The 18536-nt window shown below is 33.7% G+C and carries 18 protein-coding genes; 9 read left to right on the forward strand and 9 right to left on the reverse strand.

Translation table 11 applies throughout. The features are described 5' to 3' along the window. Positions 1 to 108 precede the first annotated feature (108 nt). Both ABZC13_RS02410 and ABZC13_RS02415 read left to right on the forward strand, forming a co-directional pair. Positions 109 to 1068, forward strand: coding sequence for a 6-phosphofructokinase (locus ABZC13_RS02410; protein ID WP_372999514.1), 960 nt, complete (start codon positions 109 to 111; stop codon positions 1066 to 1068). Positions 1069 to 1070: 2 nt separating this feature from the next. Further along, on the forward strand, positions 1071 to 1382 hold the full coding sequence (locus ABZC13_RS02415; RefSeq protein ID WP_372999517.1) for an NGG1p interacting factor NIF3: 312 nt from the start codon (positions 1071 to 1073) through the stop codon (positions 1380 to 1382). Positions 1383 to 1391: 9 nt separating this feature from the next. Here the strand turns inward: ABZC13_RS02415 and ABZC13_RS02420 are convergent, their stop codons facing one another. Continuing rightward, on the reverse strand, positions 1392 to 1901 hold the full coding sequence (locus tag ABZC13_RS02420) for a rhodanese-like domain-containing protein (RefSeq protein ID WP_372999520.1): 510 nt from the start codon (positions 1899 to 1901) through the stop codon (positions 1392 to 1394). A gap of 169 nt (positions 1902 to 2070) precedes the next feature. On the opposite strand from ABZC13_RS02420, the gene ABZC13_RS02425 reads away from it, so the two are divergent. Together ABZC13_RS02425 and ABZC13_RS02430 are read left to right on the forward strand one after the other, a co-directional pair. Next, positions 2071 to 3783 carry a lysophospholipid acyltransferase family protein gene (locus ABZC13_RS02425; protein WP_372999523.1) on the forward strand — a complete coding sequence of 571 codons (1713 nt, stop codon included), beginning with the start codon at positions 2071 to 2073 and terminating at the stop codon, positions 3781 to 3783. A 74-nt stretch (positions 3784 to 3857) separates the two neighbouring features. Continuing rightward, positions 3858 to 4082, forward strand: a complete 225-nt coding sequence (locus ABZC13_RS02430) for a hypothetical protein (protein WP_372999526.1) — start codon at positions 3858 to 3860, stop codon at positions 4080 to 4082. 4 nt (positions 4083 to 4086) lie between these two features. On the opposite strand, the gene purL is transcribed toward ABZC13_RS02430, so the two are convergent. From purL to ABZC13_RS02445, 3 genes are all read right to left on the reverse strand, one after another. After that, positions 4087 to 6303 (reverse strand): phosphoribosylformylglycinamidine synthase subunit PurL, encoded by a 2217-nt coding sequence (gene purL, locus ABZC13_RS02435; protein WP_372999529.1) that lies wholly within the window; start codon positions 6301 to 6303, stop codon positions 4087 to 4089. Positions 6304 to 6373: 70 nt separating this feature from the next. After that, the gene (greA, locus tag ABZC13_RS02440; protein WP_372999532.1) at positions 6374 to 6898 is read right to left on the reverse strand and encodes a transcription elongation factor GreA; all 525 of its coding nucleotides are present in this window, start codon (positions 6896 to 6898) and stop codon (positions 6374 to 6376) included. Positions 6899 to 6907: 9 nt separating this feature from the next. Next, positions 6908 to 7234 carry a hypothetical protein gene (locus ABZC13_RS02445; RefSeq protein WP_372999535.1) on the reverse strand — a complete coding sequence of 109 codons (327 nt, stop codon included), beginning with the start codon at positions 7232 to 7234 and terminating at the stop codon, positions 6908 to 6910. Positions 7235 to 7355: 121 nt separating this feature from the next. Between ABZC13_RS02445 and ABZC13_RS02450 the strand changes: the two genes are divergently transcribed. The 4 genes from ABZC13_RS02450 to ABZC13_RS02465 all read left to right on the forward strand — a co-directional run bounded on the left by ABZC13_RS02450 (position 7356) and on the right by ABZC13_RS02465 (position 12309). Next, positions 7356 to 8156, forward strand: coding sequence for an HDOD domain-containing protein (locus tag ABZC13_RS02450; RefSeq protein ID WP_372999538.1), 801 nt, complete (start codon positions 7356 to 7358; stop codon positions 8154 to 8156). A gap of 7 nt (positions 8157 to 8163) precedes the next feature. Continuing rightward, positions 8164 to 10104 (forward strand): RNB domain-containing ribonuclease, encoded by a 1941-nt coding sequence (locus ABZC13_RS02455; RefSeq protein ID WP_372999541.1) that lies wholly within the window; start codon positions 8164 to 8166, stop codon positions 10102 to 10104. Continuing rightward, positions 10097 to 11059: a DNA polymerase III subunit delta gene (gene holA, locus ABZC13_RS02460; RefSeq protein WP_372999544.1), complete on the forward strand. Its 963-nt coding sequence runs from the start codon at positions 10097 to 10099 to the stop codon at positions 11057 to 11059. The genes ABZC13_RS02455 and holA overlap by 8 nt, the downstream gene beginning before the upstream one ends. 110 nt (positions 11060 to 11169) lie before the next feature. Next, positions 11170 to 12309, forward strand: a complete 1140-nt coding sequence (locus ABZC13_RS02465; protein ID WP_372999548.1) for a hypothetical protein — start codon at positions 11170 to 11172, stop codon at positions 12307 to 12309. 128 nt (positions 12310 to 12437) lie between these two features. Here the strand turns inward: ABZC13_RS02465 and ilvC are convergent, their stop codons facing one another. After that, positions 12438 to 13460, reverse strand: a complete 1023-nt coding sequence (ilvC, locus tag ABZC13_RS02470; protein WP_372999551.1) for a ketol-acid reductoisomerase — start codon at positions 13458 to 13460, stop codon at positions 12438 to 12440. 115 nt (positions 13461 to 13575) lie between these two features. Here ilvC and ABZC13_RS02475 point away from each other — a divergent pair, with 115 nt between their 5' ends. Next, positions 13576 to 14196 (forward strand): hypothetical protein, encoded by a 621-nt coding sequence (locus ABZC13_RS02475; protein ID WP_372999553.1) that lies wholly within the window; start codon positions 13576 to 13578, stop codon positions 14194 to 14196. A 1-nt stretch (position 14197) separates the two neighbouring features. On the opposite strand, the gene ruvX is transcribed toward ABZC13_RS02475, so the two are convergent. Genes ruvX through yidC form a run of 4 tightly spaced genes read right to left on the reverse strand, consistent with a single transcriptional unit; the run spans position 14198 to position 18535 of the window. Beyond that, positions 14198 to 14596, reverse strand: coding sequence for a Holliday junction resolvase RuvX (ruvX, locus tag ABZC13_RS02480; protein WP_372999556.1), 399 nt, complete (start codon positions 14594 to 14596; stop codon positions 14198 to 14200). A gap of 10 nt (positions 14597 to 14606) precedes the next feature. Next, positions 14607 to 15947 (reverse strand): tRNA uridine-5-carboxymethylaminomethyl(34) synthesis GTPase MnmE, encoded by a 1341-nt coding sequence (gene mnmE, locus ABZC13_RS02485; protein ID WP_372999558.1) that lies wholly within the window; start codon positions 15945 to 15947, stop codon positions 14607 to 14609. Between the two features lie 4 nt (positions 15948 to 15951). Next, complete coding sequence (locus ABZC13_RS02490; protein ID WP_372999561.1) at positions 15952 to 16872, reverse strand: Jag N-terminal domain-containing protein; 921 nt, start codon at positions 16870 to 16872, stop codon at positions 15952 to 15954. Beyond that, positions 16865 to 18535 carry a membrane protein insertase YidC gene (gene yidC / locus ABZC13_RS02495; protein ID WP_372999565.1) on the reverse strand — a complete coding sequence of 557 codons (1671 nt, stop codon included), beginning with the start codon at positions 18533 to 18535 and terminating at the stop codon, positions 16865 to 16867. Before yidC ends, ABZC13_RS02490 begins: the two co-directional genes overlap by 8 nt. Position 18536 lies beyond the last annotated feature (1 nt).

An 18536-nucleotide genomic window follows, 5' to 3' on the forward strand; every position in this document is an offset into this window, starting at 1 on the left:
AAAAAATAATACTACAAAGAATATTAAAAAACGATTTATCAAATTAAACTCTATTAAAGAGATTTTTCAATATTCTATTTTTAATGTACAAACAAAAAAAGGTCTCCTATGCAAAAAATTGCTATTTTATGTTCTGGCGGTGATGTCTCAGGAATGAATCCCGCACTTAAACACTTCGTAGAATATACACTACAAAAAAACTTGATTCCATACTTTGTTTATGATGGATATGAAGGTCTAATTGACAATAAAATAGAGCAGGCAAGCTACTGTGATGTATCTGGAATCATCAATCGTGGCGGGACAAAAATAGGAAGTGCCAGAAGCCAAAGATTCATGCAAAAAAAGTATAGAGATATAGCAAAACAAAACTTAGACACGCTAGGTATTGAGATGCTGATTGTTCTTGGCGGTGACGGTTCATTTAGAGGACTAGATATATTTTATAAAGAGACTGGCATAAAGTTTTGCGGAATCCCCGCGACTATAGATAACGATATAAATGCAACTGACTATTCGCTTGGTGTTGATACAGCTCTTAACATTATTAAGACATCTATAGATGCCATAAGAGATACAGCTTCATCATTTAAAAGAGCTTTTGTTATTGAGACTATGGGTAGAGACTGTGGCTACTTGGCTTTGGTATCGCATCTAACATCCGGTTCTGAATTATGTCTTATTCCCGAAAAAGAGTATGACTTAAAGTCTTTCGAAGATGATTTTAAAAAGCAGATTAAAAATGGGCGAAAGTATTTTATAGCTATTGTTTCCGAGGGCATTAAACAAGATTCTTTAGAGATAGCAGAGTGGTTTGAAAACAAAATTGGCATGGAGTCTAGAGTAAGTATATTAGGTCATATTCAAAGAGGTGGAAACCCAACTATATATGACAGACTTATGGCTTACAAATTTATAACTCACGCTATTGATGGTTTACTGGCAGGCAGAGATGAAAGTGTTATCTGCTATACAAAAAGCGGATTTGAATTTAATAGCATTGAAGAGGTAACAAGCAAAACTAAAGAACTGGATGCTGAACTACTATCTTACTTAGATAAGCCATAAATATGTATAAGCTAAATTATTTCGTACCCTCAGATGCTAAAGAGAGGACTAAACAAGCCCTTTTTGATGTTGGAGTTGGGAGATATCAAAATTATGAATGTTGCTCGTTTGAGACTTTAGGGAATGGTCAATTCAAACCAATTGATAGCGCAAATCCGCATATTGGAAAGCTAAACGAACTCGAAATCGTACAAGAGTACAAAATAGAAATGATCTGCGAGGACAATCTTATAGAAAAAGCTGTAAAAATTCTAAAAGATACACATCCATATGAAGAAATAGCATATGAAGTTTTTAAAATAGAAGAATTTTAATAGTTTAACTTACTTTGATTCAACAGGATAACCTTTTTTCTTCCAATCATCAAATCCGTTAACATACCAAAAAACATTTTTATAACCATGCTTACGAACTGCTAATGCTGCTTCATAAGAACTCGCACAGCTATCTCCGTAACAATAAAAGATCATATTTTTATCTAAAGATTTTGGAAGACTGATAACGGTATGTTTTGCTTTTGAATCATCAAATATGATTGGTTTAGCATCTTTTATATGTGCTTTATTATAGTCACTCTTTTTTCTGGCATCATAAAATAGCGCCCCTTCTATAAAAAACTTTTTTGCTTTTGAAGTATTTATAGGAATAATTCCAGCTTCTAAAGCTTCACGTGGAATCGGAGAGACAGTACAAGCCTTATAAGGAAGCTTTAGCATATATGACTTCTCGCCACCATAATCAACTGCGTTTAAAGAACTAACTATACATACAACTGAAAGGAGTAGCAATTTAATAAAAATCTTTTTAAAACCCTCTTTTACTAAAAAAAACATACGCAAACCCTTATGTTATAAAACAATTTTTCATATACCCTAGTTTACTTTAAAATCTTTAAATTGGAATAAATAAATATTTGTGGATTTTTAAGTCCCATTTTTTTATGTAACCATCTTGAAATATCTCTGCACTATAATTTTTGTAAACCATAATACAGAGAGTATAATGATAAATGTTGAAAAAATGATTACAGACAAATATCCAAAATTTAAAAACAGTAAGATTTTAAAAAGTACTATTACAAAATTTTCTGACTCTATTGTTCATCAAGATGAGATAAATGAATTTGTACAGAAGAATGCTCATCTTGGAAGTTTTGAGTTTATTGATAATGTATTAGAGTACTTTGACTTTAACTTTTTAGTCTCGGACAAAGATATAGAAAATATTCCATCTTCTGGTAGAGTTGTTATAATTGCTAATCATCCCCTTGGTGCTTTAGATGCCTTTGCACTCATTAAACTCATAAGCAGAGTTCGCAAAGATATAAAGATAATCGCAAATGATTTTTTAAAAGAATTTAAAGCTTTAGATTCTCTTTTTATACATGTAAACACTTTCACAGCTAGACAAAAAAAAGAAGCTGTACGAGAGGTATATGACTCACTTGATAAAGATATGGCGCTTATAATCTTTCCTTCTGGGGAAGTGAGTCGGGCAAGCTCAACAGGTGTAAAAGACAAAACATGGCAAAAGGGCTTTTTAAAGTTTGCATACAGAAGTAATTCTCCGATACTCCCAGTATTTATAGGGGGAAAGAACTCTAAAACATTCTACTCCATATCTACAGTCAACAAAAAGCTATCTACCCTGCTTCTGCCAAATGAGATGTTTAAACAAAAAAACAAAACTATTGATATAACTATTGGCGAAATCATTCCAAATGAAAATATTATTCCAAAATGTTTAAAACAAGACAGAGTTTTAGAGCTTTATAAAAAACAAGTATACAATCTGAAAAAATCTAAAAGCTTTTTCGTAACACAAAAAGCAATTGCTCATCCGGAAGATAGACGAGATATAAAAAAAGAGCTAAAGAGTGCTCAGCTACTTGGAAAAACTAAAGACAATAAAAAAATATATCTCTATAGCTCTCTTAATTCAAATTCGATTTTACTAAATGAAATCGGTCTACTTAGAGAACTCTCTTTTAGAAGAGTTGGTGAGGGTATAAACCAAAAAAGAGATATAGACAAGTATGATAGATACTATAAACATATCATACTTTGGGATGAGGAAGATTTAGAAATTGTTGGGGCATATAGGATAGCAGAATGCAAAAAGATCATAGAAGAACATGGTAAAGAAGCATTATACACAACTACACTTTTTGATTTTAATAAAAATTTTGACAAGCATCTTAACAGTTCGATAGAACTGGGTAGAAGTTTTGTACAGCCTAAGTACTGGGGAAGCAGAGCACTTGATTATCTATGGTACGGGATCGGTGCATATATTAGAAATAATCCAGAGATAAAGTATCTTTATGGTCCAGTTTCTCTTAGTGCTACTTATCCAAAAATAGCGAAAGATACTATTCTTTACTTCTACGATAACAATTTTAAAGATAAAGATAATCTTGTAAGTGCGAAGATACCTTACAACTTTAAAACAGATGCGGATTTGATTAGAAATCTGAGAAATGAATTTAGTAATTTAGAGTACAAAGAAAACTTCAAAAACTTAAAAAAAGCACTTGGAGTTATGGGAACAAGTGTCCCTACTCTCTATAAGCAGTATAGTGACCTTTGTGATGATGGAGGAATTAGGTTTTGTGCGTACAACATTGATCCTGATTTCTCAAATTGCATCGATAGTCTTATACTTGTAGATATTTCAAAGATCAAGCTTCAACAGAGAAAAAGATACATTGAGTAGTATTATATTTTGTAATCATTCTGTTATACAATAATATTAATATTACATCATTAAAAACAAGGACATATTTATAAATGAAAACTAGAGAATTCAAAATACACACAGATTATCTAAATCTTGATTACGATGATAAGTTAAATCAAAATTTAATTGAAGAATATGTTATAGAAGATTTAGAAGTGCCACAAGATTGTATAGAGTCACTTAAAGTATATGATAATTATGTAGATATAAAACTATCTAACACTCAAAGATACTTTAACGATGACTGGTATGTCAATTTACAAAGAGTTGTGTAACTCTTTATAAATCTCTCTCAATAACTTTTTTGAATGTATTGAAGTAGTTGTCTTGTAACGCATCCATACTCATAGTTACATCGTTAACTCTGATGCTATCTCCACCTACAGTTCCGATTTTCTCACACGCCATTGACTCATCAAGCATTGCTTCAAAAGCTTCTTGATTTTCAGGTTTAACCTCAATAATAGCTCTTGACATAGACTCTGCAAAAATATCTCTTTCATCTTCAACACTCATTTCAACATCACAGCCAAGACCTGAAGTAGCAGACATTTTAGCAAGTGCGATTGCAACACCGCCAGAACTTGCATCTTTAGCACATTCTAGTAAGTGTTTCTTGTTACCTTCAATAACTAACTCCCAAAGAGCAAGCTCATTTTTATAGTTAATCTCAGGAATAGTTCCTGCAACTGTGTGACAGATCTCTTTCATATAAAGTGATCCACCAAACTCTGATTTTGACTCACCTACAAGGTAAAGTGAATTACCAGCACCTTGGAAACTAGACATTAAAACATTGTTTTGATCATCATTTACACCAACTGTTGCGATTGATGGAGTTGGGAAAACAGATACACCGTTTGTTTCGTTATAAAGTGAAACATTTCCACCAATTACCGGTGTAGCAAGCTCAGCACATGCTTCTTTTATACCATCACATGCCTGACCAAACTGCCACATAACTTCTGGATTTTCAGGGTTACCAAAGTTAAGACAATCTGTAATAGCTAAAGGTCTCGCACCACTCATAGCTACATTTCTACCAGCTTCCATAGTCGCTGCAGCTCCACCTCCACGAGGGTCAATATAACAAAAACGGACATTACAATCAGCAGACATAGCTAGAGCTTTACCATTTTCTTTTACACGAATAACAGAAGCGTCAAGCATACCACCATTTTTAATAGTGTTAGTCTGTACCATAGAATCATACTGAGTATAGATCCATGATTTATCTACTACTTCCATAGATTTTGTAAGTGTCTCAAATGCATCTTGGTTAGATACTTTGTCAAAATCATTGATAGTAACACTTGCGATTTCATCTAAGTAAGCAGGTTTTGTCATAGGACGATTAAGTTCAGGTGCTTCTTCACTAACAGGATCTACAGGAACTTCAGCACATTTTTCACCGTGCCAGAAAAGTTCCATATTTCCAGTTGCTGTAACTTCACCGATAACAGCAGCATCAAGATCCCATTTTTCAAAAATATCGATAACTGCTTGCTCTGAACCTTTTTTAGCACATAAAAGCATACGCTCTTGTGACTCTGAAAGCATAAAATCATATGGAGTCATATTTTCTTCACGAGCAGGAACTTTATCTAGATGCATAATCATTCCAGAACCTGTACGTCCAGCCATCTCAAAAGATGAAGATGTAAGACCTGCTGCACCCATATCTTGAATACCAACAACATGGTCAGTTTTAAAAAGCTCCATACAGGCTTCAAGTAGAAGTTTTTCAGTAAACGGGTCACCAACTTGAACTGTAGGACGAAGAGATTTTGACTCTTCTGTAAAACTGTCAGACGACATTACTGCACCACCAAGACCATCACGACCAGTTTTTGCACCAACATACATTACTGGGTTACCGATACCTTCAGCACGACCTAGAAAAATCTCATCTGATTTTGCAATACCAAGATTAAATGCATTTACAAGAATGTTTCCATTGTAACACTCGTCAAAACTAACTTCACCACCAATAGTAGGTACACCCATACAGTTACCATAACCACCGATTCCCTCAGTTACACCACGAACTAAGTAACGTTGGTGAGCGGAAGTCTTGTCATCGTTTAAGATGTTACCAAATCTAAGAGCATTTAGTGACGCAACAGGACGTGCACCCATTGTAAATACATCACGCATAATTCCACCAACACCAGTAGCAGCACCTTGATACGGCTCAATAAAACTTGGATGATTATGTGACTCCATCTTAAATACAGCGGCATAACCGTCACCGATATCAATAACACCGGCATTTTCACCTGGACCTTGAATAACCCAAGGAGCTTTTGTTGGAAAACCCTTTAAGTGTACTTTTGAAGATTTATAAGAACAGTGTTCACTCCACATTGCAGAAAAAATACCTAGTTCTACCAAATTTGGCTCACGATCTAAGATCTGTTTAATATGTATATAATCTTCCCCTGAAAGCTTATGGTTAGCTAATTGTTCTTCGATGTTTTCTAGTTGTTGGCTCACGGATGAATCCTAAAAATTTAATTTTTGGTTTTTAAAGGGGGATTATATCTAATTTGTTCTAATAAGAATTTTAATGGAAGGCAAAGTCTTCTTTTGTTCGAATGTTTTTTTTCAAAGTAAAAATATTTTTATACTCAATTGCTAATATTTCATACTCTTTTTTACCCTTTGGAAGATTTATCTTAAAATCATCATCTACTTTTTTTCCTATCAGAGCTTTAGCTATTGGTGAATGAATAGATATCAGCCCATTTTCAGGCTCACTCTCTAAAACACCACAAAGTGTATATGTCTCTTCTTCGTCAGTATCTACATTTAATATTTTAACTGTACTTCCAAAGCCAACTTTATCATGATTATAAGATAATGGGTCTATTATTTGAGATTTGTGAATCATGGAGTTAAGATAAAAAAGTCTCTTATCTATAAAACGAAGCTTTTCCTTAGCAGCATGATAGTCAGCATTTTCACTTCTATCGCCCTGTGCAGCTGCAACAAGCTTTTCTTCAGCAGTCTTAGGTTTTTCTACTTCCAGTAAAAACTTAAACTCTTCTACTAGAAGGTCGTAACCCTCTAGCGTCATCGGTTCTTTCAAGAACCAACCTTAATGGTGAAAACCGACAATATAATAAGTTTCTTTATTCTCTAACTTATTTACTGTAACTTTAAACTTGTCACTGAAATGTTTGATTTTCTCATGTGCTTCTGCTGCGATTTCTACACTTGGAGCTTCTACTTTTATTTTAAAACAATCATTAGTATTTGATAAAGCCACATATGAACCATCTACTTTTAAATGATCATGCAAATCCATAATATGCTTCTGAATTTTCTCATATCCTGTTGTATTTTTCTCAATTCTCTCTAGTTGGCTCAAAAGAGCACTGTTAGGTGCATAACCGAGTTGTGTAAGCATTGCATCTCTGTGCATATTAGTCCTTTTTCATATTATTAGAAAATAATAACAGTTTTTTGTAAATATTCAGTATTAATTTATTTGCATATACGCTATAATTGTACGAATAACTTAATATCAATATAAAGAGAGCATTATGACTGATGAAATACTAAAAAAAATTAAACAACTTCCACCGCTTCCAGAATCTGCGATGCAGATAGAAGCTGTTTATCAGGATCCAGATAGCAGTTTTAACGACATGGTTAAAATTCTAGAAAAAGATCCTCTCTTAACTGCAGATATTTTAAAAGCTGCAAATTCTCCACTTTACGGATTCTCTCGTGAAATCAACGCTATCTCTCAAGCTGTTGGTTTATTTGGTATGGGTACCGTTCGTGGTTTTGCATTAGCAAGTATTGTTAAGAAAAGTTTTGCACTAGACCTGTCTCCTTATGGGATCAATAACGATATGTTCTCAGCACTGTCTAAAAAGCAACATGGTCTTATGACTGCATGGTGTATTAGAAAAGAGAACAAACTACTTGGTGTTTTATCTCCTGCAGCGTTTCTTGTTGAAATCGGCAAAGTTCTTATTTCTCAGCAAATCATGACTGATGGATCTCAAGAAGCTTTTAGAGATGCTCTTCTAGAACTTCAGGATGTTGAAGCAGCGGAAAGAAAAGTAGTAGGGGTTGATACTCCTGAAGTAAGTTCTACAATCTTTAAACACTGGAGATTTGAAGAAGGTTTAGTTGATACAATCGCCAACTGCCTAAATCCAGAGAATGCAGAACCTGAAGATCAAAGAGCTGCACAAATCTTACATGTAGTGCGTACTGCTGTTCCTATAAACGGAATTATTACAGATGCTAGTGTTGAAGCTGCTAAAGAACTTATCAACAAATATAGTCTTGATATGGAAAGCTTCGATAAAGCCTTAGAAAACGCTAGATAATACTCCTTTGAAATCTTTACTAATTCGGCTCACTCTCGGTTTGAGTGAGCAAGATATAACCTCAGATGAACTTAAACACGTAAACAACTTCCTAGCAAAAAAATATATTACTAAAAAAGACAATATTTATAAATTTAACTCTAAATATCGTGCCGGTACACTTGGTCTTGTTCAAAAAGATACCGCATATTTAAATGTTATAGGTGAAAATATTCGTGATCTGTTTATAGGTGAAGGTGATCTGGGAGATGCAAAAGAAGGTGACTTGATTATTGCTCAAAGACTTCTTGGTAAACGTGGAACTCCTAGTGCAAAAATTGCCGAGATCGTAGGTCGGGCACAGAGTTACAGTGTTGCTTATATAATCTTAAAAGATGGAAGAAAGGCTTTAGTTGATTTAAAGACTGATTACCCTGCCGGAGTTGAACTTACACAAGAAGAACTTGATGCTTACGAGGAAGACGATGTTTTCAAAATCAACAATCAGGAAAATTCCATAATGGAAAAACTTGGGAATTTAAAAGATCCTCTAGTTGATGAAAAGATTGTTCTGGCTCAGTTTAATAAACACGATGAATTTGATGAAGAAGTACTAAAAATAGCCACTTCGTTTGAGGCTGTAGACGCTTCTAAGTATCCTAAGAGAGTAGACTTAAGAAACCTTGCCTTTTGCACAATAGATCCCGTAACTGCAAAAGATTACGATGACGCAATTTATTGGGATGATAAAAACACTACACTATTTGTAGCCATAGCTGATGTAAGTGAGTACGTGACTCCTTTTGGGACAATAGACAATGAAGCGATATACAGAAGTTTTTCTATATATCTTCCTCATCGCTCTATTCCTATGCTTCCTCGCCAACTTAGTGAAACTCTATGTTCTCTTCAGCCTCACGTAGACAGATTAGCGTATGTTTTTGAGATGAAGCTTGATCTAGATTCTCTTGAAGTAACAAAATCTAAAGTGTATGAAGCAATTATTCATTCTCAAAGAAGATTTAACTATGAAGAGATAGATCAATTTTTTGAGGGTACGCTAGATGCTAAGAATCACTCAGAAAAAGAGATATTTGCTTGGATAAAAAAGCTTCGTCCTATTACAGATGCACTGAAAGAAAAAAGATTAAAAATCGGTTATGACTTTCGCTCAAATGAGTTGGAGATGGAAATTGATGAGAACTCAAATATCGTCTCTACTTCTTTTGCTGAGGAAACTCCTTCTCATGCTCTTATAGAAGACTGTATGCTACTGGCAAATAAAGAGGCAGCAGCACAGTACAGTAGAGGGATTTTTAGGATTCATGAAGAGCCAAGCCAATCAAAACTACAACTACTTTATCAAGAACTAGCTGGAATCGGGATGTCTATCGATATCAAGAACTCAATAAAAGAGACTATTACAGATATACAAAGACAAGCTAGAGAAATGGATTTAGAATCAGAAGTAGATACTCTAATCATTCGCTCTCAGATGCAAGCTAAGTATGCTCCTCTAAATTCTGGACACTTTGGACTTGGTTTTGAAGCTTATACGCACTTTACTTCACCTATTAGACGTTATTCAGACCTTATAGTTCATAGACTCTTAAAAGCTATTAATAATAATGATACAGAAGAAGGCTCATACGTTCTTAGGAACATAGAAGCATTAAGTATGACTATCAGTGAAAAAGAGAGAGAAGCAAGCACTGTAGAGGTTGAGTTTCAACAAAGAAAATTTGCTCGCTGGGCAGATAAGAACTTAAACAAAGAGTTCAAAGCAAGAATAACTACAACAGAACCTGAGTACAAAGCTGAGATACATGATGAGATAATGGGTGCAAGGGTTCTTATTACTTCAGCAGAGAATGCTGTACTTTTTCAGGATGTAATAGTTTGCATCGATAAAGTTGATATAGCTAAAGCTAAAATATTTGCTCATGTTGTAAAGGGAGATGATGTATAAAGGTGAGTTAGACAAACATATACAAAACTCTAGCATCTCTAACAGTTTTGTATTTTTTGGCGAGAGTAGTTTTCTTATAGATAGCTACACAAAAAAACTCAGCAATATAGAAGATGCTTCAGCCCTTACATTTTACTATGATGAATATGACTTTAAAAGTGCGAAGGCACATCTATCCCAAGCTTCTCTTTTTGGCGGAGTAAACGTTTTAGTTGTAAAGAGTGAAAAAAAAGTCCCTAAAAAAGAACTTGATGACCTTATAGACCTGTGTGAAAAAAATCAAAATAATTTTTTTATCTATGCTTACTATGGAAGTGATCACAAAACTTACACTAAAGCATTTAGTAAAAAAAACACTATGAGTGTAAGATTTTTCAATCCGAATCATCACGAAGCGATAAATATCATCGCCGAAGTTGTGAAGGAAAAAGATGTAAATATGGATAAATACTCTATTGCGCACCTATTAAACATTCATAATGGCGACGTAGCACTTGCCTATAACGAAATAGAAAAATTTAGAGTTTACGATAAAATAATAACTACAAAAGATATAGAACATTTAGTCTCTGGACTTGCAGAAATAAGCATGGATGACTTGATTAAAAAGATACTTTCTAAAAAAGACTTCACTCAAGATTTAAACAACATACTAGAACATGGCGAAGATGAGATAAGAGTAGCTACAGCACTAACAGCATATCTAACACAACTTTATATGTTCAATATCTACATAAGAGTAAATGGAGCCCCTAACGCGTTAGAGATACTAGGTTACCCTGCCCCAAAATTTGTAGTTGATGAAAAAGCTGCTCTATCTCTAAAGTTTAAACCAAATACTTACTATAAAATGCATGAACTACTTCTGGAAAGCGAACTAAAGATGAAAAGTTCGGGTGTTGATAAAGGTGCAATCTTACTTTCTACTCTAATAAGAATTCAGACACTTTTATAGCTTATAATTCACATTAAAATATAAAAATATCTTATTTATATAATTGTTTATAATTGTTTAGCATAGAGTTATGGTAGCTATGATAATATTAAAAAGCTGGAGTCCAAACTATGAAAATCTTTTTTATTATTGTATTTATACTTGTTGTAGGTCTTTTTGCAGAAGAAACTACAGACATAAGTGTTCAAGACAACAATACTAGTAGTAAAAAAGCCGCCACACTAGAATCTGCTCTAAATAAAGAACCTTCCATATATGAAAAACTATTATCTTTAGACTATATACATAGAAATGTCTCAAAAAAAATTCTTATTTTTTCAAGTAATCTGGATCATACAGTTGAAGAGTGGGTAAAAGATGATGAAAATACATCTAAAGAAGATGTTGAAAAATCTATCAAAGAGGAAGAAGAAGCATACTCACTTTTCTCAATTGTAAACCTTTATGATAACTTTTTTAAAGATGATACATTTCTAAGTACTACAAACAATAGCTATATCCGTATAAGATGGGGTGCCCAACTAAATCAAGAGGAAGGCTTTAATTTTTTAAATAATATTCGTGTGAATTTAAGACTTCCTAAAACGGAAGAAGCACTATACCTTTTTATAGGTGATGATGAAGATGATGATACAAAAACTTTTAATAATACCAATGAGGACAAGACTACCAGTGTTGGTGTAAAATATATGCTTGACAATCTAGATGTACTTAATGGAAGTATTTTTGGAGGTTTTAGAGGTATAACAAATCCTTTTATAAAATTACGTATTCAATACCCTATTGCTTTTAAATATCTTCTCTTTAGACCTGTACAATATGTAGAATATGCTTATGAAGATGAATTTAAAGAAGAGACACAACTCTATTTTGATCACCGCTTAGAAAGTAAAAAAGAGTTAGTACGTCTTTCTCTAAGTCGCTATACTAAAACCTATCTTGATGGAATGCATTACTCTTCACAGCTATCATACTTAAGTACCATTAAGCATGGTGTAGGTATTCAAGTATACACTGGACTACAAGGGCAGACACAAGCTCAAACAACGGAACCTGCAAATACAAAATATAATATAACTCCAACAGCAGGCATCTACAACTATAATACTGGTATTATTTGGAAGCAACAATTCTTTAAAAAGTACCTCTTTTATGAACTACAGCCACTTGTAGAATTTGATCAACAGTATGACTACAATGCTAATTATATATTTCGTGCTAATCTGGAACTGTATTTTGGAGATATTTAATTTTACTAAATTGAAAAACTAAATATTTTTGCTTAGTGTGCTTAAGATTTTGAAGTTTGAGTAAAGGAGGCTACATTTGTAGCTGATTGCACTCATCTTCAAAAGATTGAGTGCAATTAGTGAAAATATTAGTTTTTATCTAAGTCTACTATTTTACCTGCTGATATCCAAGGCATCATTTCACGAAGTTTGTTACCAGTTACAGTAATAAGTTTCGTTTTGTCGTTGTTACGCTCAGCATTCATACGAGGGTAACCTGCTTGACCTTCAAGGATAAAGTCTTTTGCAAATCTACCATCTTGAATCTCAGTAAGGATGTCTCTCATAGCTTGTTTACTCTCTGCATTGATAACACGTTTGCCAGAAACATAGTCACCGTACTCAGCAGTATTAGAGATAGAATATCTCATATCAGCGATACCACCCTCGAACATTAAGTCAACTATTAGTTTAAGTTCGTGTAAACACTCGAAGTATGCAAGCTCTGGAGCATAACCAGCTTCAGTTAAAGTTTCAAAACCAGCTTGAACCAGAGATGCAGCACCACCACAAAGAACAGCTTGTTCTCCGAAAAGGTCAGTTTCTGTTTCATCTTTGAAAGTAGTCTCAATAATCGCAGTACGACCACCACCAATTGCAGAAGCATAAGAAAGAGCTAACTCTTTAGTCTCTCCACTTGGATTTTGACCAACAGCGATCAAATCTGGAATACCGCCACCACGAACAAATTCAGAACGTACAGTATGACCAGGAGCTTTTGGAGCGATCATAGTAACATTGATGTCAGCTCTTGGGTGAATACGACCATAGTGAATGTTAAAACCGTGACCAAAAGCGATAGTAGCACCATTCTTTAAGTTAGGCTCAATTTCATTTGCATAGATTTCAGCTTGATTTTCATCCGGTAAAAGAATCATTACAACGTCTGCAGCTGCAGAAGCTTCAGCAACTGTAAGAACTTCAAAGTTTTTTGCTTCAGCTTTAGCCCATGAAGAACCATTTTTACGTAGACCGATACAAACTTCAACACCGCTGTCTCTTAAGTTTTCTGCGTGTGCGTGTCCTTGAGAACCAAAACCAATCATTGCTACTTTTTTGCTTTTGATTAAGTCGATATTACAATCTTTATCATAGTAAACGTTTAATGCCATTATTTTTTCCTTGCATAATATTAAGCTTAAGTGCTTAAAAAATTTTTCGCATTATACTAAAATAAAGCAAAAACTTTTATAATGTGGCAAATATTTATAAATAAATGAGGGAAAAATGAAGAAATTCAATCTTTTTAATGAAATAATCATAACAGATAAACCTACTCTACTACAAGCTATCAACACTTCAAAAGTATTTGGAATCAATACTGATGGAGATATTAAATATGAACCGTTTGAAGATAAAGAGATACTAATCTATCAGGGTAAACCTGAAATCGTAGAAAACTTTGAAAAAGTCTTAGGTAAAAACTACCAACTTGTAGAAGACGATAACAGAGTTTTAATAAAAGCTTTCTCAAACTGGCAAGAGCTAATAGGGGTAAATACTCCAAGAGCTTCTTATGATGATACTACGGCAGACGGTGTTGCAGAGTTCTCAAATAAAGGTCTTGAAGATATTGGCTGGCATGCGACGGAATTTAATATTGACTATAGAACCTTAGTTGAAATCTTAGAAGAAAACTGTGAAGGTACTATACTATGCATAGAGCAAGAAGACCCATATCAGTTTAGCGGTCTTGGTTTTTTACACGATAATGAAAACGCAAAAGAAGTCCTATTTAACTATTGTCAGACTAAAATAAAAGATATGATCAAGAATGATCCTCATTTTAAAAGAGAAGAGCTAACAGATGACGAGGAAGATGCTGCACAATTTTTTAATATTAACTAGTCTATTTATTTTTAATAGATAGTAAATATCTTTGCAGAATTATCATAGCTGAGATTGAGTCAATTCGTCCATCACGAACATACTTAATCTCTCCCTTCATCATATTTTCTGCTTCAAGTGATGATCCTGCTTCATCCTGGTATAAGATCTCGCCTTGAAAGTCTACAAGATTCATGAAGTGAGAGATACGTCTTCGCATCTCATCTTCTGAGCTACCACCAAGAGGAATGCCGATAACTATCGTCTCTACTTCCCACTCTTTTAAAACTTTTTTCACCTCTTGGGAGGCTTGATTTCTGTTTTTTCTAATAATTGCAGGTAACGGAGTGACTAAATCTTTATGTGCTGAATAGGCTAAGCCTATTCTCTTTAATCCTAAGTCAATTGCAATATACTTCATTGTTCCTCTTTTATTTGCCTAGACAAAATGAGCCAAACATTTTGTCTAGCATCTCATCATTTTCAAACGGTCTTGTTATAGATGCCATCTCTTTTACAGCCTCATTTAAATGAAAAGAAAATATTTCCAGTTCTTGATCCTGTAAAGGAAGCAGTGATTCTTCAATGTTATTTAGAGTATTTTCAACTGCATTTATCTGTCTTTGAGATATCAGCATAATTTCATCAGAGTTATTATTTCTATCCATTATATTTTTTAGAGCTTCTATAAGAGATATGACGCTCTCTTTAGAGTTGAGTTCTAAGTCGAAATTCATATCTTTTGTTACAAACTTTTTTTCTAAGTCTATTTTATTTTTTACATATATGACATGCTTATTTTTTGTATGTTCTTTTATAAGAGATAGAATTTGTTCATCTTCAGAATCTAAAACTCTAGAACTGTCAAATAGTGCTACGACAATATCTGACTCTTGGATTGCTTCTACTGAACGCTCGATTCCTATGCGCTCTATCTCATCATTAGCTTCTCTAATCCCGGCAGTGTCAACGATCCTAATAAGATGCGTTCCAATTTTCACCTGTTCTTCAATAGTATCTCTAGTTGTTCCGGCTATATCACTAACTATTGCACGATTATAATTAAGAAGTGAGTTAAGAAGAGAACTTTTACCAACATTTGGTTTCCCAATAATTGCAACCTTAAAGCCTTGCATCAGACCTTCTCTTGCCTTTGAAGCGATAAGAGTTGATTGTAGAGAACTATTTAACCCACTTAATTTTTCTTCTATTTGCTTAACTAAATCTTCTGGCAGATCTTCTTCCGCATAATCAATACTGACTTCAGAATAGGCAAGTATATGGATTATTTCATCTCTGATTTGCTCTATATACTCTTTTAAAGAACCTTTCATCTGTTGAGCCAGAATCTTAGCTGCATCTTCACTTTTAGCTTCTATTAGTTGAGCAATAGCTTCTGCTTCACTTAAATCTATTCGACCATTAAAAAAAGCTCGTTTTGAAAACTCACCGGCATTTGCCAGTCTTGCTCCATATGCAAGCGTTGCTTTTAAAATGCTTTGTGCAACAATAAAACCACCATGACACTGAATCTCTACAACATCTTCAGCAGTAAATGAATATGGAGCTTTAAAGTAGATAACAATGGATTCATCGATAAGTTCTTTTTCTTGATTGTGTATTGTAGTAAGTGTTGCATATCTTGGAGAAAATTCTTGTCTTTGTGTAAGTTTTTTTGCAATTTCTAAAGCTCTATCTCCGCTTATGCGTATTATAGCGATAGAGCCTATACCATTTGCTGTGGCAATGGCGCTTATTGTGTCATTATCCATTTATTTAATTCGAGTGGTAATCATTTATAATGATATATTTTAGCCCATCACGAGTTGAGCGGATTGCGACATACTTATCTGGGTATATCTCACGTAGTTCTCTTAAAGCGATTTGAACAAGAACACCATCTAAGACTTTAGTTTGTGCTCTTCCATCTCTATCGACGCTCTCTTTAACACTACTTAGGTATCTAGAAACTGATTCTTCTTGATTTTTCAAAAATTCTGCTATTTCAAGACGAAGTTGTAATTGGTACTTTGTGTTTATCCAATTAAAGATCATATATGAAAGTGCTTTATATCTATAACCTTCTTTACCTATAAGAAGTGCTGCGTCTTCACCTTTAAACTCTATAAGCAGTGTATTCTCGTCATATACGCTAACATCTATTTTATCTATTTCAAAACAGATTGAGCTAAAGAGTTTATTAATATCTGTTTGAACAACTTTAGCAATTTCTCCAGTTGATTTTAAATCTTCACCGTCTAAGTTATCAAACTCGTCATCATAATCAGCAAGATATGAAGTAATATCATCTTCTTCATCTTCTTCATCTTGTGTGCTTACAAATGATTGAGGCATGATAGTATCGTTTAAAATAGTGTGAGATTGTTCTAATTCTTTTTTTATTTCTGATTTAACAGTAGGCTTATCTTGTTTTTTTTGTTTTTGAGGTTTAGAATATGTTTTAGCTTTTGATTTTTCTTTAACTTTTATTTCTGTTAGTTCTTCTTCCTTTTTTGACTCTGAGTCTATGTCAGAATCTATTACAGCTACAATGATTGCACTCTTTTTAAAGAGTCCTAAAAATCCACTGCTTGGATATTGAACAACTTCTATTTTAAGTTGTGTTACAGAACACTCCAACGAAGAAGCAGCATCTTGATATGCTCCTTCTAACGTTGTGGACTCTATCTTAATCATCTTTCTTTTCCATATTTTCTTTTTTCTCTATCTTTTTAGCATGATCGTGCACTGCTATCTCTGCTTCTTTAGCATTTTTAAACTGCTGATTTACAATAAATTGCTGAGCGATTGAGAAAAGATTATTTACAAACCAGTAAAGAACTAGACCTGATGGGAAAGTTAAAAAGAAAAATGTAAAAATTACCGGTAAGTATTTAAATACTTTCTCTTGCATAGGATCTGTAAAGTTATTTGGTGTAAGTCTCTGCTGGAAGTACATTGAAGCCCCCATTAAAAGAGGTAATATATAAAAATCATCCATACGAGAAAGGTCTGTTATCCATAGCATCCATGGAGCACCTTGAAGTTCAACTGCATTCAGAAGTACACGATAGATCGCAAAGAATACCGGGATTTGCAATAACATCGGTAAACATCCACCAAGTGGATTTGCATTATGTTTTTTATACATATCCATAACTGCTGCATTCATACGTTGCGGATCACTTTTGTATTTTGCTTGAAGTTCTTTAATCTTAGGAGAGATCTCTTTGATTTTCTGCATAGAGACCATACCTTTATAAGTTAAAGGATAAAGTACTGCTCTAATCATAATAGTAAGCGCAATAATAGACCAACCCCAGTTACCAAAGATTCCATGCAACCAAGAAAGTAATTGAAAAAGTGGTTTTGAAGCAAATGTAAACCATCCATATTCTATAGCATTTGTAAGTACAGGATTTATGCTTTCTAGTACTCTATACTCTTTTTGACCAACGTAACCGTTAAATGTCATAGTCTGTAATGCATCAAAATATACAACTGGATTATCATCTCTATCTCTTTCAACAATAATACTTGCATCTTTAGCAAATCCGTACATTATTGAAGCAGAATATTGATCAAATGCTGAGATAAGTTCAACCCCGGTAAAACTCTTTCTACCTTCTGCATCTCCATCTTCTATAATAGTTACTAACTCATCATCAGTATAAACCATGGCCCCTGTAACAGTCATCATTTGCTCTGTTTCATTAACTTTTGGTCTTTGACCTAGATATACGAAGTATCTTTTATCTTGAGAAAGAGAGATCTTTGCATCATAGTGTCCATCATCATAAAAAGTAAGTTCTTTAGTAACAACTAATGAAGATAGCTTTTGAGTTAAAGTTACTTTTTGAGGAGTACCGTCTAATGCAATTTTTTCTATATTTGCTGTATATGCAACTGTTTTAGACTCGTTATTTAAAACTTCATCTAAGAATCTAATAAATAATGGTTTCATTCCTGTCGAAGGAATCAGCTGAGCGTGTCCACCCTCTTTAGTGTTAAACTTTGCTTGTAACAACTCTTTTGAACTAATACGACCTAATGTGTCAATTTTTAAAATAAAATCTTTATTTGTTACAGTTAAAATTGTATTCGAATCACTTGTTCCATACTTCTCTACTTCAGAGATAGAATGTCCTGTTGTTTGTTCTACAGTTGAAGAAGCTCCAGATGATGCTTTTACCTGTGTAGATGAATCTTGCTTTAGTGCAATACTTTGTTCTATTTTTTTATTAGCCTCTAAATTCTCTGGCTCCGCTGGTGGAAAAATAGCTGTATAAGCTACGAAAAAAATTACTGACATTGCTACTGCTAGCATAAGTCTCTGATTTGGTGTCATTTTATCTAACACA

Origin of the sequence: Sulfurimonas sp. (assembly GCF_041563035.1) — a bacterium.
Taxonomy (GTDB): domain Bacteria; phylum Campylobacterota; class Campylobacteria; order Campylobacterales; family Sulfurimonadaceae; genus Sulfurimonas.

What these genes read in the sequence shown, in the direction of transcription:
- ABZC13_RS02445 (WP_372999535.1), bottom strand. Translation starts at nt 7,234, where the DNA reads ATGCACAGAGATGCAATGCTTACACAACTCGGTTATGCACCTAACAGT.
- ABZC13_RS02425 (WP_372999523.1), top strand. Translation starts at nt 2,071, where the DNA reads ATGATAAATGTTGAAAAAATGATTACAGACAAATATCCAAAATTTAAA.
- holA (WP_372999544.1), top strand. Translation starts at nt 10,097, where the DNA reads ATGTATAAAGGTGAGTTAGACAAACATATACAAAACTCTAGCATCTCT.
- ABZC13_RS02475 (WP_372999553.1), top strand. Translation starts at nt 13,576, where the DNA reads ATGAAGAAATTCAATCTTTTTAATGAAATAATCATAACAGATAAACCT.
- ABZC13_RS02415 (WP_372999517.1), top strand. Translation starts at nt 1,071, where the DNA reads ATGTATAAGCTAAATTATTTCGTACCCTCAGATGCTAAAGAGAGGACT.
- ABZC13_RS02450 (WP_372999538.1), top strand. Translation starts at nt 7,356, where the DNA reads ATGACTGATGAAATACTAAAAAAAATTAAACAACTTCCACCGCTTCCA.
- mnmE (WP_372999558.1), bottom strand. Translation starts at nt 15,947, where the DNA reads ATGGATAATGACACAATAAGCGCCATTGCCACAGCAAATGGTATAGGC.
- ABZC13_RS02465 (WP_372999548.1), top strand. Translation starts at nt 11,170, where the DNA reads ATGAAAATCTTTTTTATTATTGTATTTATACTTGTTGTAGGTCTTTTT.
- ABZC13_RS02420 (WP_372999520.1), bottom strand. Translation starts at nt 1,901, where the DNA reads ATGTTTTTTTTAGTAAAAGAGGGTTTTAAAAAGATTTTTATTAAATTG.
- ABZC13_RS02430 (WP_372999526.1), top strand. Translation starts at nt 3,858, where the DNA reads ATGAAAACTAGAGAATTCAAAATACACACAGATTATCTAAATCTTGAT.
- ruvX (WP_372999556.1), bottom strand. Translation starts at nt 14,596, where the DNA reads ATGAAGTATATTGCAATTGACTTAGGATTAAAGAGAATAGGCTTAGCC.
- ilvC (WP_372999551.1), bottom strand. Translation starts at nt 13,460, where the DNA reads ATGGCATTAAACGTTTACTATGATAAAGATTGTAATATCGACTTAATC.
- ABZC13_RS02490 (WP_372999561.1), bottom strand. Translation starts at nt 16,872, where the DNA reads ATGATTAAGATAGAGTCCACAACGTTAGAAGGAGCATATCAAGATGCT.
- ABZC13_RS02410 (WP_372999514.1), top strand. Translation starts at nt 109, where the DNA reads ATGCAAAAAATTGCTATTTTATGTTCTGGCGGTGATGTCTCAGGAATG.